The 12,976-nt window shown below is 73.7% G+C and carries 12 protein-coding genes; 5 read left to right on the plus strand and 7 right to left on the minus strand.

Annotation, left to right across the window (positions count from 1 at the left end):
* Positions 1 to 204 precede the first annotated feature (204 nt).
* Together ACZ63F_RS08290 and kbpA are read right to left on the minus strand one after the other, a co-directional pair.
* Positions 205 to 2,547 carry an outer membrane protein assembly factor BamB family protein gene (locus ACZ63F_RS08290; RefSeq protein ID WP_469709709.1) on the minus strand — a complete coding sequence of 781 codons (2,343 nt, stop codon included), beginning with the start codon at positions 2,545 to 2,547 and terminating at the stop codon, positions 205 to 207.
* A gap of 199 nt (positions 2,548 to 2,746) precedes the next feature.
* Positions 2,747 to 3,481: an AfsK-binding protein KbpA gene (gene kbpA / locus ACZ63F_RS08295; RefSeq protein WP_469709710.1), complete on the minus strand. Its 735-nt coding sequence runs from the start codon at positions 3,479 to 3,481 to the stop codon at positions 2,747 to 2,749.
* A 122-nt stretch (positions 3,482 to 3,603) separates the two neighbouring features.
* Between kbpA and ACZ63F_RS08300 the strand changes: the two genes are divergently transcribed.
* Entirely contained in the window at positions 3,604 to 4,251 is a 648-nt protein-coding gene (locus ACZ63F_RS08300; RefSeq protein WP_390041901.1) for a TetR family transcriptional regulator, read from the plus strand.
* Positions 4,252 to 4,316: 65 nt separating this feature from the next.
* On the opposite strand, the gene ACZ63F_RS08305 is transcribed toward ACZ63F_RS08300, so the two are convergent.
* Entirely contained in the window at positions 4,317 to 4,769 is a 453-nt protein-coding gene (locus ACZ63F_RS08305; protein WP_469709711.1) for an Lrp/AsnC family transcriptional regulator, read from the minus strand.
* Positions 4,770 to 4,851: 82 nt separating this feature from the next.
* Here ACZ63F_RS08305 and ACZ63F_RS08310 point away from each other — a divergent pair, with 82 nt between their 5' ends.
* Entirely contained in the window at positions 4,852 to 5,463 is a 612-nt protein-coding gene (locus tag ACZ63F_RS08310) for a LysE family translocator (protein WP_469709712.1), read from the plus strand.
* 16 nt (positions 5,464 to 5,479) lie between these two features.
* Here the strand turns inward: ACZ63F_RS08310 and ACZ63F_RS08315 are convergent, their stop codons facing one another.
* From ACZ63F_RS08315 to ACZ63F_RS08325, 3 genes are all read right to left on the minus strand, one after another.
* Positions 5,480 to 7,159 (minus strand): tannase/feruloyl esterase family alpha/beta hydrolase, encoded by a 1,680-nt coding sequence (locus ACZ63F_RS08315; protein ID WP_469709713.1) that lies wholly within the window; start codon positions 7,157 to 7,159, stop codon positions 5,480 to 5,482.
* A 373-nt stretch (positions 7,160 to 7,532) separates the two neighbouring features.
* The gene (locus ACZ63F_RS08320) at positions 7,533 to 7,997 is read right to left on the minus strand and encodes a nitroreductase family deazaflavin-dependent oxidoreductase (RefSeq protein WP_469709714.1); all 465 of its coding nucleotides are present in this window, start codon (positions 7,995 to 7,997) and stop codon (positions 7,533 to 7,535) included.
* Positions 7,994 to 9,181 (minus strand): acyl-CoA dehydrogenase family protein, encoded by a 1,188-nt coding sequence (locus tag ACZ63F_RS08325; RefSeq protein WP_469709715.1) that lies wholly within the window; start codon positions 9,179 to 9,181, stop codon positions 7,994 to 7,996. The genes ACZ63F_RS08320 and ACZ63F_RS08325 overlap by 4 nt, the downstream gene beginning before the upstream one ends.
* Positions 9,182 to 9,280: 99 nt before the next feature.
* Between ACZ63F_RS08325 and ACZ63F_RS08330 the strand changes: the two genes are divergently transcribed.
* Both ACZ63F_RS08330 and ACZ63F_RS08335 read left to right on the plus strand, forming a co-directional pair.
* Positions 9,281 to 10,450, plus strand: a complete 1,170-nt coding sequence (locus ACZ63F_RS08330) for a thiolase C-terminal domain-containing protein (protein WP_469709716.1) — start codon at positions 9,281 to 9,283, stop codon at positions 10,448 to 10,450.
* Between the two features lie 122 nt (positions 10,451 to 10,572).
* Positions 10,573 to 11,565, plus strand: coding sequence for an expansin EXLX1 family cellulose-binding protein (locus ACZ63F_RS08335; RefSeq protein WP_469709717.1), 993 nt, complete (start codon positions 10,573 to 10,575; stop codon positions 11,563 to 11,565).
* 86 nt (positions 11,566 to 11,651) lie between these two features.
* Here ACZ63F_RS08335 and ACZ63F_RS08340 read toward each other — a convergent pair whose 3' ends face one another.
* The gene (locus ACZ63F_RS08340) at positions 11,652 to 12,098 is read right to left on the minus strand and encodes a hypothetical protein (protein WP_469709718.1); all 447 of its coding nucleotides are present in this window, start codon (positions 12,096 to 12,098) and stop codon (positions 11,652 to 11,654) included.
* 141 nt (positions 12,099 to 12,239) lie between these two features.
* On the opposite strand from ACZ63F_RS08340, the gene ACZ63F_RS08345 reads away from it, so the two are divergent.
* Positions 12,240 to 12,911 carry a pyridoxine/pyridoxamine 5'-phosphate oxidase gene (locus ACZ63F_RS08345; RefSeq protein WP_469709719.1) on the plus strand — a complete coding sequence of 224 codons (672 nt, stop codon included), beginning with the start codon at positions 12,240 to 12,242 and terminating at the stop codon, positions 12,909 to 12,911.
* Positions 12,912 to 12,976: the final 65 nt, after the last annotated feature.

Here is a 12,976-nt window from a genome sequence, read left to right on the forward strand (position 1 = left end):
TGGTGCAGCACCCCGTCTCCCAGGGGCGCGAGGAACTGCGCGACAAGCCCCCACGGCGCCGCAGTGGCCCAGCAACCCGCACCCCCCCACGACGCCCCCTGAACGGGCACGAGTGCAGCACCCCCGTCTTTCAGGGGCGCGAGGAACTGCGCGACAAGCCACCACGGCGCCGCAGTGGTCCTGCGAGCCGCAGCCCCGCGGCGGTCACGCGGTCCGGGCTGTGCCGGTGCCCTTCTCGGCGTCCAGGGCGTACACGCACCGGTCCTTGCTGCACGCGTACACCACGCCGTCCCGCACCACCGGCGACCCGGTGATCTCCCCGCCGGTGGCCAGCTTCCACCGCAGCCTGCCGTCGTCGGCCTTCAGCGTGTACAGCAGGTGGTCCGTGGACCCGAAGTGGATGCGGCCCTCGGCCACCGCCGGGGCGCCCACCACGTCGCCGCCCGCCTGGAAGCGCCACTTGGGGGTGCCGGTGACCGCGTCGAGCGTGTACAGGCCCTTGCCGCTGCCGACGTGGACATGGCCCGCCGCGACCAGCACCGGCTCGATCGAGGCGCGGGCCTCCGTCGCGATGCGCCAGCGGTCGCGGCCGTCGGTGGCGTCGAGGGCGTAGACGGTGCCGAGGTAGTCCGCGAGGTAGATGCCGCCGCCGGTGACGGCGGGACCGGGCACGTAGGCGGGCGGGGAGAGGAAGACGGCCGGCGCCTCGAAGTGCCAGCGGACGCGGCCGGTCGTGGTGTCGAGGGCGATGACGCGGGTGCCGGCGGAGGCGTACACGAAGCCGTCGTCGGCGTGGGTGAGGCGGACCGGGACGCCGCCGCAGGAGGCCGCGTCGCCGATGGGATATGACCAGCGTTCGTCGCCGGTACGGGCGTCGAGGGCACGCAGGCGCGCGTCCTGCCAGACGTACACCGTGCCGTCGTGGAGGGAGGGGCCGGACTCGGGGGCCTCGAAGTCGGTCTGGGCGCCGGACAGCTCCCAGAGCTTCTGCCCGCTGGAGGCCTCCCAGGCCTGGACGCCGCCACCCCGGGTGCCGGTGACGAGGGTGCCGCGGTCGGCCTTGAGGGAGTACACCCAGGCGTCGGTGGACAGCCGCCACAGGTCGCCGCCCTCACGGGCCTCCAGGGCGAACAGGGTGGGGCCGTCGGAGGCGTGGACACGGCCGTCGGCGACCGCCATGGACCAGGCGACGTCGCGGGTCTTGAAGCGGCGGCGGCCGGTGGCCACGTCGAGGGCGTGCACCTCGAAGGAGGTCACGTAGACGAGGTCGCCGTCGACGGACGGGGTGCCCCAGACGTCGTTGGACATCCGGAACCGCCAGGGCCGCCAGCCGGAGGCCGTCTCCGGGGGCAGGGCGGGGACCGGCGCTACGGCGGGGTCGGCGCCGTTGACGCCGGGGCGCGGGCGGGACCAGCTGGCCACCAGGCCGGCCTCGGGCGGAGGTGCCTTCACGGCGGCGGCGCGGGCGTCGGCGACGCGCGGTCCCGGTCCGATCGGCACCGGGGCGCCGGCCAGGCGGACCGGACCGGTGTCGGGGGCGCCCACCGGGACGGGGGCGGGGACCACGGGGTCGTAGGAGGGCGGCGGGGGGACCGCGAGGCGGCCCGCGCTGCGCCCGCCGGAGGGGCTGGCGGAGGGTTTGACGGCGGGGCGCCCGCCGCGGCGGGACTCGATCAGCCCGACCGCCTTCTCGGGCAGCCAGGCGGACGCCGTACCGCTGTCGTCGGAGCCGGAGCCGAACAGGTGGGGCGCCAGCTGGGCCTGGAGGTCGGCCGGGTTGGGGCGGGCAGTGGCCTCCATCTGCATGCAGGACTCGATGAGGGGGCGCAGCTCGTCCGGGAGGCCTTCGAGGTCCGGGCCCTCGCGGAGCAGCATGAAGACGGTCTCGACCGGGTTGGCGCCGTGGAAGGGCGGGTGGCCGGTGGCGGCGAAGACGAGCATGGAGCCGAGGGAGAAGACGTCGCTCGCGCCGGTGACGCTGCGGGAGTCCTTGGCCTGCTCCGGGGACATGTAGGCAGGGGTGCCGACCGCGACGTTCGTCATGGTCAGCCGGGTGTTGGAGACACCCGAGGCGATGCCGAAGTCGATCACCCGGGGGCCGTCCTCGACGACGAGGACGTTGGACGGCTTGAGGTCGCGGTGGACAAGACCGGCGCCGTGGATCGACTGGAGCGCCTCGGCGACGCCCGCGGCGAGCCAGCGGACCGCCTGGGCCGGGAGCGGCCCGCAGTCGTTCACTATCTCTTCGAGGGAGGGCGCGGGGACGTAGGCGGTCGCCAGCCACGGCACCGCGGCGCGCGGGTCGGCGTCGACGACGGCGGCCGTGTAGAAGCCGGAGACCGCGCGGGCCGCCTCCACCTCACGGGTGAAGCGGACCCGGAACAGCTGGTCCTCGGCGAGCTCGGTCCGGACCGTCTTGATCGCCACGCGCCGCCCGGACGCCGAGCGCGCCAGATAGACCAGCCCCATGCCGCCGGCCCCCAGCCGTCCCAGCACCTCGAACGGCCCGATCCGCCGCGGATCGTGCTGCGTCAGCTGATCCACCACTTGCCTGCCACCTCCCCGTACGGGCCCCGTCCACCCACATATGTACGCGACCCCGTGCAGCGTCTCACCACCGCACCGCCATGGCGGCGCGCACCCCGATTCTTCCTGGCCCGGGCACAGGTTGCGAACCCGGCGACGAATCGGGGTGTCTCATGACAAAGTGAGACATTTATCCGCCGAGACCCGGCTGTTTCCGGCCTCAGCGTTCCAGCAGCGCGAAGAACGCCCCTTGATTGTCGGTCACGACGGCCACTTTTCCGTACGACGTCTCGAAGGGCGGCGTCCGGACCCGGCCGCCCAGCTGCTGCACGGCCAGGGCCGCGGCCGCCACGTCCCCGGTGCGGAAGTGGACGACGAACTGGGACGGCATCCCGGCCGCGAACACGTCGGTCACCGGGGCGCGGCCGAAGTCCGGACTGGCACCGGCGCCGAAGAGGGCGGCGGTGAAGAGCCGGCCGTAGAAGGCGTTGGCCGCTTCGGGGTCGCTGGTGTACAGCTGCGCCCAGGCGAAGGTGCCGGGGGCGTGCCGGACGCCGAAGCCGGGGTGGCCCGCGGCCTGCCAGAGGCCGAAGACGGCGCCCGTGGGGTCGGCGGCCAGGGCGGCGGTGCCGAGGTCGCGGACGGGCACGGGGTCGTTGACGATCTGTCCGCCGATGGCGACGATCCGGCGGGCGAGGTCCCGGACGTCCGGGGTCGCGAAGTACACCGTCCAGACGGTGGGCATCCGGCCGTCCCGCTTCCGGGCCAGCCGGGCGACGGCCGCGCCGTCGAGGCGGGCCCACACGGCCTCCGGTCCCGCGTCCTCGAAGGTCCACCCGAAGAGCCCGCCGTAGAACCGCTTGCCCGCCTCCACGTCGGGGAGCTGCACGTCCACCCAGCAGGGGACGCCCTCCGCGTACCCCGCCGTGTATCCGGATGCCCTTTTTTCGGCCATGTCGTCAAAGTAACCGCCCGGCCCGCACCGCGCAGACCAGCCGCACCGGCCCCTATACACCCGCGCACCCCATTTGCAGTCGGCCGAATCGCGCTCCGATCACCCCTCGGTAAGCTGACGGCATGACAGGACAAGTGCGTACCGTCGACGGCCGCGTGGCCGGCCGGCGTGGGCAGGCGACCCGGCAGAAGCTGCTCGACTGCCTCAGCGAGATGCTCAGCTCCTCCCCTTACCGGGACGTCAAGGTCATCGATGTCGCCCGGAAGGCGGGCACTTCGCCCGCGACCTTCTACCAGTACTTCCCGGACGTCGAGGGCGCCGTCCTGGAGATCGCCGAGCACATGGCCACCGAGGGCGGCCAGTTGACCGAGCTGCTGGCCGGCCGCTCCTGGGTCGGCAAGGCCGGCTGGGCGACCGCGCAGGAACTCGTGGACGGTTTCCTGGAGTTCTGGCGCAAGAACGACGCGATCCTGCGCGTGGTCGATCTCGGGGCCGCCGAGGGGGACAAACGGTTCTACAAGATCCGGATGAAGATCCTGAACTCGGTGAACAATTCCCTGACCGACTCCATCGCGGAGTTGCAGTCCAAGGGCAGGGTCGACAAGGACGTGAACCCGGCCGCGGTGGCCGGTTCGCTGGTCGCCATGCTCGCGGCCGTCGCCGCGCACCAGAAGGGTTTCCAGACCTGGGGCGTGAAGCAGGCCGAACTCAAGCCGAACCTCGCGCTGTTGGTGCATCTGGGCGTGACCGGGAAGAAGCCCACGAAGTAGTCGCGCCCTGGGTCCTGTCTGGCAGGCGGTGGTTCCCGTGCAGCGGTGAACCACCGCCTGCCGCCCTAGGCCGGCAACGGCCGGTCCCGCACCACGTGCTTCATCACCAGCGTCGAGGTCAGGCGCTGCACGCCCGGCAGGGTCGCGAGCCGCTCGTCGTAGAGCCGCTGGAAGGCGGCGAGGTCGGCGGTGGCCACCCGCAGCAGGTAGTCGGGTTCGCCGAACAGCCGCTGCCCGTCCAGGACATGGGGGATGTCCGCGAGCGCCCGCTCGAAGTCGGCGACCGTGTCCCGGTCCTCCTGCCGCATGGAGACGAAGACCAGCGCCTCGAAGGTCAGTCCCACGGCGGCCGGGTCCACCACCGCCCGGTACCCGCTGATCGCCCCCGACCGCTCCAGCTCGCGCAGCCGCCGGTGGCACGGCGAGACGCTCAGCCGCACCCGTCCGGCCAGCTCGGTCACGGTCAGCCGCCCGTCCTGCTGAAGCTCGGCAAGGATTTTCCGGTCCACGTCGTCCATGAGCAAGATTCTCCCCCAGAACCGGCACTCCCGAGCAATTTCCGGGAACACCTTCGGGACAATCGCGCCTAATGTCCCTTCCATGGACACCGCACTCCTGCTCTCCTTCCTCGCCGTGGACCTGCTGCTGGTGTGCGTGCCGGGCGCCGACTGGGCGTACGTGATCGCCGCCGGGGTGCGTGGCCGCTCGGTGCCGCGGGCGGTCGCGGGCCTGATCGCCGGATACGCCCTGCACACCTCGCTGGCGGTCGCGGGGCTCGCGGTGCTGGTCGCCCGGTCGCCACGGCTGCTCACGGCCCTGACCTTGGCCGGCGCCGGATACCTGCTGTGGCTGGGCTGGGGGGTGCTGCGCCGCCCGATGGTCCCGCGGGAGGCCGAGGAGGCGGGGGCCGGGGCACAGGGCTTCTGGCGGGGCGCCGCGATCAGCGGCCTGAACCCGAAGGCGCTGCTGCTCTACCTCTCGGTGCTCCCCCAGTTCCTGGTCACGACGGGCGCCCGTCTCCCGGTGGCCGCCCAGACCGCCGTCCTCGGCGCCCTGCACATGGCCGCCTGCGCCGCCGTCTACCTGGCCGTCGGCGCCCTCTCCCGCGCCCTGCTCGCCGCCCGCCCGCGGGCCGCCCGCGCGGTGACCCGCACCTCGGGGGCGGCGATGCTGGGCATCGGGGCGCTGCTGCTGGGGGAGCGGCTGTTCTAGTCGCTCCCCCGGTTTCTCAACGCCGGTCCAGGACGGTCCTCGACTGGGCGGCCAGGTCGGCCGGCACGCTCGTCCTGGTCTCGCAGGAGGCGTCCGCGCCGGGAGCGGTGGCGGTGTCCGGGTAGGCGCAGACCGTGCGCTCGGTGCCCGGGACGGGTCCCTCCTGGTCGAAGGACTCGGGGGCGCTGCCGTGCTCGGTCCATGCCTCCAGGGTGTCCAGGAGCCGCGCCCGCGGGTCGGCGGTGCCGGCGAAGGACGGCTCGGTGTGGCCGACGCCGGGGAAGTAGAAGGTGCGGACGAAGGAGCGGGTGCCCGGGACGCCGTACCGGTCGAACAGGCGCTGCTGGTAGTTGTAGGAGTTGAACGGCAGGATCAGGGGGTCGCCGGTCCCCGCGTAGAAGAGGATCTTGCCGTTGTTCTTCCGGACCTTGGACAGGTCGGTGCTGTCGGTGGCGGCGGTCTTCTCGAACTTGCGGTACGACGCCTCGAAGAACCGCGGGAAGTTCTCCATGGTCACGTTCTTGCGCCAGTCGTAGTCCGGGTCCTGCTCCAGCCAGTTGCGGACGTAGGTCTCGATCAGCGGGCTCATGGTGTTCCCGCCGGGCAGCAGGACCGAGAAGGTGGTGCCGCGGGTGATGCCGCCCCACAGCCGATGGCCGTCGGCGTCGCGCGGGCCGTCCCAGATGAGGTCGATCGCCTCGGTCTCCGCGGGGGTGAGGCCCTTGACCTGGCGGGCGTCGAAGGTGCAGCGGCGGGGGTCTGCGACGACGCCGTCGGTGACGCCGTCCTCGGAGTCGCAGGCGGCGACGGCGGCGGCGTTCGCGGCGTCGCTCGTGGCGGGTGGCAGACCGGCGGGGCCGAGGAGTTCGTTGACGACGACCGCGGGCCAGGCCTCGCCGATGATGAACCGGTTCCAGTTGACCGCCGGGTAGCCGATCAGGAAGCCGTCGTACTCGTCGCCGTACTTCTGGGCCATCTGCCAGCCCTGCCGGCCGCCGGTGGAACCGCCGACCCAGTAGTTCCGCCGGGCGGCCCGGCCGTAGTAGCTCTTCGCGAGGGAGAGCGCCCAGACCGTCTGTTCGTGCAGGCTGCGGTCGATGAAGTCGTCGACCTGCCCGGTGTTCAGCTTGCCCGCGGGGGACAGCACGAAGCCGCCGCCGGCCTCGCCGCAGCCGGGCTGGGCGTTGGCCTCGCCGGTCCTCGGGTCGGTCGCGTCGCACCAGGCCGAGCTGTGGCCGGTGTCGGTGACCGAGCCGACCTCACCGCGCTGGACCGCCACGCTGAGGTCGCCGAGGTTGCCGGCGTACCCGCCGCCGCCCATGTTGAGGACACGGCCGTTCCAGGCGCCCGTGTAGCTGCCGCCGGCACCGGCGTCGGCGGTGCTGAGCGGGAGGGTGACGCGGACGTTGACGGCCCGGGTGGGCACGAGGTCGACCTGGCAGTACGCCGGGAGCGTGCCGGAGGCGGGTACGACCTCGGAGCTGATGCTCTTGACGTGGGAGCGGGCGAGCACCGTCTGCGCGAGGTCGGCGCAGGCGGGCCCGGACGCCCGGCCGCCGTACTCGGCGCCGGCCGGCTGCGCGGCGAGCGCGGACACGGTCACCGTCACGGCGCTCACGAGGCCGGCCGCGAGCCGCAGCCGGCGGGTGGAGGAGCGGGCGGGCCGCTGGGACGGGAGCGGTTCACGTGTGGTCATTCGTCGGCCTTTCGGAGGCGGGAATGCTCAACGCGCCGCTTCAGCGTCCGGTTACGCACTCCGGCACCGCGTGTGCCGCTCCGCGGAACACCCGACATGAACACCGACGGCCGTACACCTTCGACCGCGGGCCGGTGGGGGCTTGTCGCGCAGTTCCCCGCGCCCCTAAAAGAAGGGGCGCTGCCGTAGCGCCCCTTCAGGGGCCACGACGGCGCCCCAGACGGGAGACCGCAGTTGGCGGGGGGCCTACCAGCGGGTCAGCCCGCGGCCCTAAAAGAAGGGGCGCTGCCGTAGCGCCCCTTCAGGGGCGCGGGGAACTGCGCGACCGGCCACGACGGCGCCGCAGACGGGAGACGGCAGTCAGCCGGGGGGGCTACCGGCGGGTCAGGCGGAAGATGCGGATCTCCCTGTCCACCCGCTTCTGGTAGGCGGCGTACGGGGGCCAGAACTCCAGGAGCTGCTGCCAGGCGTCCTCCCGTTCCGGCCCGTCCAGCAAGCGGGCGGTGACCTGGATGTCGCGGCCCTTCCAGCTGATCTCGGCGTCGGGACGGTGGAGGAGGTTGTAGGTCCAGGCGGGATGACCGGCGCGGCCGAAGTTGGAGCCGACGAGGAACCAGCCGTCGCCCGAGGGCATGCACGCAAGGGGCGTACGGCGCGGCTGTCCGCTGCGCGCGCCCGTGGAGGTGAGGATCACCCCGGGCAGCATCCGGTCGCTGAGCAGCATCCGGCCTCGGCTGAGCCGGTGCACCGCCCGGTCCAGGGCCGGGATCACATGCGGCGCCACCTGGGCGAACCCCCGGGTCGCGGACACCCTCTGCACCAGCCGTTCGCCGATCACACCGCCACCTCCCGCCCCGTGAACAGCCCGGCCGCCTCGGCCGCGTGCGCGCGCAGCCGGTGCCCCGGCCCGAACAGCAGCTCGTCCCCGGCGCCCCGCTTGAAGTACAGGTGCGCCTCGTGCTCCCAGGTGAACCCGATCCCCCCGTGCAGCTGGATGCCCTCCCCCGCGGCGGTGCGCAGCGCCTCCAGCGCCTGCGCGAGCGCCACCGCGCCGACCGGTTCCCCGTGCGCCGTCGCCCAGGCCGCGTAGTAGGCCGCCGACCGGGCCGCCCGCACCGCCACGTACACGTCGGCCAGCCGGTGCTTGACCGCCTGGAACGACCCGATGGGCCGCCCGAACTGCTCGCGCTGCTTCACGTACTCCACGGTCCGCTCCAGCGCCCGGTCGGCGGCTCCCACCGCCTCGGCCGCGAGCACGGCGGCCACGGTGTCGCCGAGGGCGGCGAGGGCCGGCTGGATGTCGGCCCCTTCGTCCGCCCCGACCAACTCGGCCGGCACGTCACGCAGTTGCACACACGCCTGACCGCGCGTGGCGTCGAGGGCGGTCCGCCGGGTCCGTACGACCCCGTCGGCGTCCCCCGCCACCAGGAAGAGCAGGACGCGCGGGCGGGCGTACCCCCCGGTGCGCGCGGGGACGAGCAGCAGCCCGGCGCTGTGCCCGTCCAGCACCTGGTCGGCCTCGCCGTAGAGCCGCCACCGGTCCCCCCGGTGCCGTGCCTGTACGCCGCCTGCCCGCCCGCCGCCCGCCCAGTCGCCGCCGGGGGGACCCGTGAGCGCGAGGGCGGTGCCGAGCCGGGTGCCGGGGACGGCGAGGGCGGCGGTGAGGCTGCCGTCGGCGATCCTCGGGAGCAGTTCGGCGCGCTGGGCCCCGGTGCCGAGGGCGAGCAGCAGGGGGGCCGCGAGCACGGCGGTGGCGAGGAACGGGGTGGGGGCCAGGACCCGCCCCAGCTCCTCCGCGGCGAGTACGACTTCGGTGCTCGTGCAACCTGTGCCGCCGTACGCCTCGGGGAGGGCGAGGCCGGGCAGGCCGAGTTGTTCGCCGAGGGTGGTCCACAGGCCGGGGTCGTACCCCTCGGGCCTGTCGACGGCGGCCCGCACGTCCTCCGGACCGCAGCGCTTGTGGAGCAGTTCACGCAGGGCGCGCCGGATCTCGTCCTGCTCGTCGGTGAAGCGGGCGTCCATGACCGGACCTCCTGACGATCTGACGGTCCGTCATGCTAGGGGCGATGCATGCGGATGCACAGGGGTGGAGTCCAGCTTATCTGATGTACCGTCAGATCCATGACTGGAGCCCGCAAGGTCGCCGTGGTCGGCGTGGCCCTGTCCGACTGCGGCCGGGTGGACGAGGCCACCCCCTACGCCCTGCACGCCCAGGCGGCCCGGCGCGCGCTGGCCGACGCCGGCCTCGGCCGTGAGGTGGTGGACGGCTTCGCGTCGGCGGGGCTGGGCACCCTGGCACCCGTGGAGGTCGCCGAGTACCTGGGGCTGCGCCCCACCTGGGCCGACTCCACCTCCGTCGGCGGCTCGACCTGGGAGGTCATGGCGGCCCACGCCGCCGACGCGATCGCGGCGGGCCACGCCAACGCGGTCCTGCTGGTGTACGGCTCGACGGCCCGCGCCGACATCAGGGCGGGGCGGCGCACCGGGAACCTGTCCTTCGGCGCCCGCGGCCCCCTGCAGTTCGAGGTCCCCTACGGTCACACCCTCATCGCCAAGTACGCGATGGCCGCCCGCCGCCACATGATCGAACACGGCACCACCGTCGAGCAGCTGGCCGAGGTCGCGGTGCAGGCACGGGCCAACGCGGCGCTCAACCCGGACGCGCTGTTCCGCACCCCGATCACCGTCGACGAGGTCCTGTCGGGACCGATGATCGCCGACCCCTTCACCAAACTGCACTGCTGCATCCGCTCGGACGGCGGCGCGGCGGTCCTGCTGGCGGCCGAGGAGTACGTACGGGACTGCCGGACCGCCCCGGTGTGGGTCCTCGGCACGGGCGAGTGCCTCTCCCACGCCACCATGTCGGAGTGGGAGGACTTCACGGTCTCCCCGGCGGCGGTGAGCGGCCGACTGGCCTTCCGCAGGGCGGACGTCACGCCCTCCGACATCGACTTCGCCGAGATCTACGACGCGTTCACCTACATGACCCTCGTCACCCTGGAGGACCTCGGCTTCTGCCCGAAGGGCGAGGGCGGCGCGTTCGTGGAGAAGGGGCGGCTGCGGGTCGCGGGCGGAGAGCTTCCGGTGAACACGGACGGCGGCGGCCTGTCGGCCCAGCACCCGGGCATGCGGGGCCTTTTCCTCCTCGTGGAGGCGGTACGGCAGCTGCGCGGCGAGGCCGGGCGGCGGCAGGTGCGCCGGGCGGACGGGGGGCTGCCGGAACTGGGGGTGGCGTCGGGGACGGGGGGCTGGTTCTGCTCCTCGGGGACGGTGGTGCTGGGGCGGGGGTGAGCGGGAGGACGGATTCCCCGACGAGCGGCGGCAACCTTTCCGGCTCCGGCGGCAACTGTCGTACCGGAAGCTTCGAGTCGTTCGAAGGACGTGCACCGCCGAACCGCGTAAGGATCCCCTCCGTGGCCTCCTCCTCACATCGCCGCCGTACACAGCCGAAGCCGGACCGGAACTTCGAGTGGCGCCCGGTCCGCGGCCCGTTGCTCGCGGTCGCCGCCGTGGCCGCCGTCGCCCTGGTCGTCACCCTGGTCGTGGCCTTCCGGCCCGGTGACGCGGCCGGCGCCACCGGACAGGACCGGGCGGCGTCCGGGCCCGCGTCCGAAGCCGTGACGAGCGCGGCGGCGACCCCGAAGGAACCGTCACCGAAACCGTCCACGGCGTCACCGGGCCCCACCGCGAGCAGGCGGACCACCGCGTCGCCCTCGCCCTCCGCGACGGCGTCCAGGGCCCCTTCCCGCGCGGCGGCGAACGGCACCACCCGTACCACCACGGCGCCCGCGGCCGGCCGGATCCGCCCCGGTACCGCCTACCAGGGCGTCGCCACCTCCTACGACGCCGGCAACGGCGACGGCGCCTGCTCCTACGGCCCGACCTCCGACGTGCTGACCGCGGCGATGAACACCGCGGACTACGAGACGGCGAAGGCCTGCGGCGCGTACGTCTCCGTCCGCACGGCGAGCGGCACGTCCGTCACCGTACGGATCACCAACGAGTGCCCGGCCCCCTGTGCGCCCGGCCAACTCGACCTCAGCCACCAGGCGTTCGCCAAGCTCGCACCGCTCTCGGCGGGCCGGATCGCGATCACCTGGAGCCTGCTGAGCCCCGCCGTCTCCGACACCGTCTCGATCCGCTACAAGACCGGTTCCAGCCAGTACTGGTGCGGCATCCAGGCGATCGGCCACCGCAACCCGCTGGCCCGCCTCGAGGTCCGCACCGGCGGCGGCTGGCTGGCGCTGACCCGCACCGGGTACAACTACTTCCTCTCCGAACACGGCACCGGCTGCGGCGGCGAGATCCGCCTCACCGACATCTACGGCGAACAACTCACCGTGCCGGCCCTGGCCGTACGCCCGGACGTGATCCAGCACACCGGGGTCCAGTTCGCGAGGCACTGACGGACAGCGCCCCGAAGGGGCGCGAGGAACTGCGCGACCAGCCCCCACCGGCCCGCGGTGAACGACCGGCCCGGCCCGCGAAGCGGCTACCGCACCGGCACGATCCGGTGGCCGCGCCGCGGCGCGGGCCCGTCGAGCAGCACGACGCCGATGTGGTGGCGGCTGCGCACCCACGCCGTGGGCGCCATGACGAACCCTACGACCGCGACCAGCACGCTGGCCGACAAAAGGGCCGGCAGCGCCCTGCCGCCCTCGTGGACCGCATAGCCGAGGGCGGCGAGGGAGACGAGCAGGGAGAACCCCGACGCCGCCGCCCACCCGTTCCGCACCCGCCGGGTGCGCGCGTGGTCGGCGACCTCGGCGAGGACGGCCGCCGTACAGACGGGACACTCCAGCTCGACCCGGTCCCGGCCCTCGGCCGGCCGCACCAGCCGGAAGTCGCGCGCGGCCCAGGTGACGGCCCGTGTCCTGCGCCGCCCGGCATCACCGCTTACGTGGCGTACGGCCACTTTCACGGTCTGCGGTCCCCTCATGCCGGACAGTGTGGGGCCGGGGCACAGGTGTTCGCAGCGGTTCGCCCGGTTGTGCCCCGGGGTTTGGCCGCGAGGCCCCCGCACCACCGCACGAGGTGGCTGATGACGCGGGTACGGGAGGTACCGAGTGATACTCGGCACATGGCAGCAACGGATCTTCACGCGCTCCTGAGGTCGCTCCGCGTCTGGTCCCCCGGGACCACGGAGCTACGGCCGTTCGACCCCGAGTCGGCGCCCGACGCCCCGCTCCCGCTCTTCACCGCCTGGTTCGCGGAGGCGGTGGCGGCTGGACAGCCGGAGCCGCACACCGTGTCGCTGGCGACGTCGGACGACGAGGGCCGGGCCGACGTCCGGATCGTGATGCTGCACGGCGCGGACGCGGACGGCTGGTCCTTCGCGTCGCACGCGACCAGCCGCAAGGGGCACCAGCTGAGCGCCCGCCCGTACGCGGCCCTCGCCTTCTACTGGCCGGTGCTGGGCCGCCAGGTCCGGCTCCGCGGCCCCGTCACCGCGGCTCCCTCGGAGGAGAGCCAGGCCGACCTGCACGCCCGCTCGACGGGCGCCCTGGCGGCGGCACTCACCGGCCGCCAGAGCGGGCTCCTGTCCTCGCTGGAGGAACTGCGGGAGGAGTCGGAGGCGGCCTGGGAACGCGCCCGCGCCGACCCGGCCGCCCCCTCCCCGACCTGGACCCTCTACCGTCTGCGCCCGCAGGAGGCGGAGTTCTTCCAGGGCGACCCGGACCGCCGGCACGTCCGGCTCCGGTACGTCCCGGCGGGGGACGGCAGGTGGCGCAAGCACCTGCTGTGGCCGTGAGCGCCCACGCTGGGGCGGTCCTACGTTGTCGGCGGGTCGGACGGGCCGTCGGCGGGTCCTCGACG

Source organism: Streptomyces sp. NPDC104761, assembly GCF_055583445.1.

What these genes read in the sequence shown, in the direction of transcription:
- kbpA (WP_469709710.1), bottom strand. Translation starts at nt 3,481, where the DNA reads ATGGCCGAAAAAAGGGCATCCGGATACACGGCGGGGTACGCGGAGGGC.
- ACZ63F_RS08300 (WP_390041901.1), top strand. Translation starts at nt 3,604, where the DNA reads ATGACAGGACAAGTGCGTACCGTCGACGGCCGCGTGGCCGGCCGGCGT.
- ACZ63F_RS08305 (WP_469709711.1), bottom strand. Translation starts at nt 4,769, where the DNA reads ATGGACGACGTGGACCGGAAAATCCTTGCCGAGCTTCAGCAGGACGGG.
- ACZ63F_RS08310 (WP_469709712.1), top strand. Translation starts at nt 4,852, where the DNA reads ATGGACACCGCACTCCTGCTCTCCTTCCTCGCCGTGGACCTGCTGCTG.
- ACZ63F_RS08315 (WP_469709713.1), bottom strand. Translation starts at nt 7,159, where the DNA reads ATGACCACACGTGAACCGCTCCCGTCCCAGCGGCCCGCCCGCTCCTCC.
- ACZ63F_RS08325 (WP_469709715.1), bottom strand. Translation starts at nt 9,181, where the DNA reads ATGGACGCCCGCTTCACCGACGAGCAGGACGAGATCCGGCGCGCCCTG.
- ACZ63F_RS08330 (WP_469709716.1), top strand. Translation starts at nt 9,281, where the DNA reads ATGACTGGAGCCCGCAAGGTCGCCGTGGTCGGCGTGGCCCTGTCCGAC.
- ACZ63F_RS08340 (WP_469709718.1), bottom strand. Translation starts at nt 12,098, where the DNA reads ATGAGGGGACCGCAGACCGTGAAAGTGGCCGTACGCCACGTAAGCGGT.
- ACZ63F_RS08345 (WP_469709719.1), top strand. Translation starts at nt 12,240, where the DNA reads ATGGCAGCAACGGATCTTCACGCGCTCCTGAGGTCGCTCCGCGTCTGG.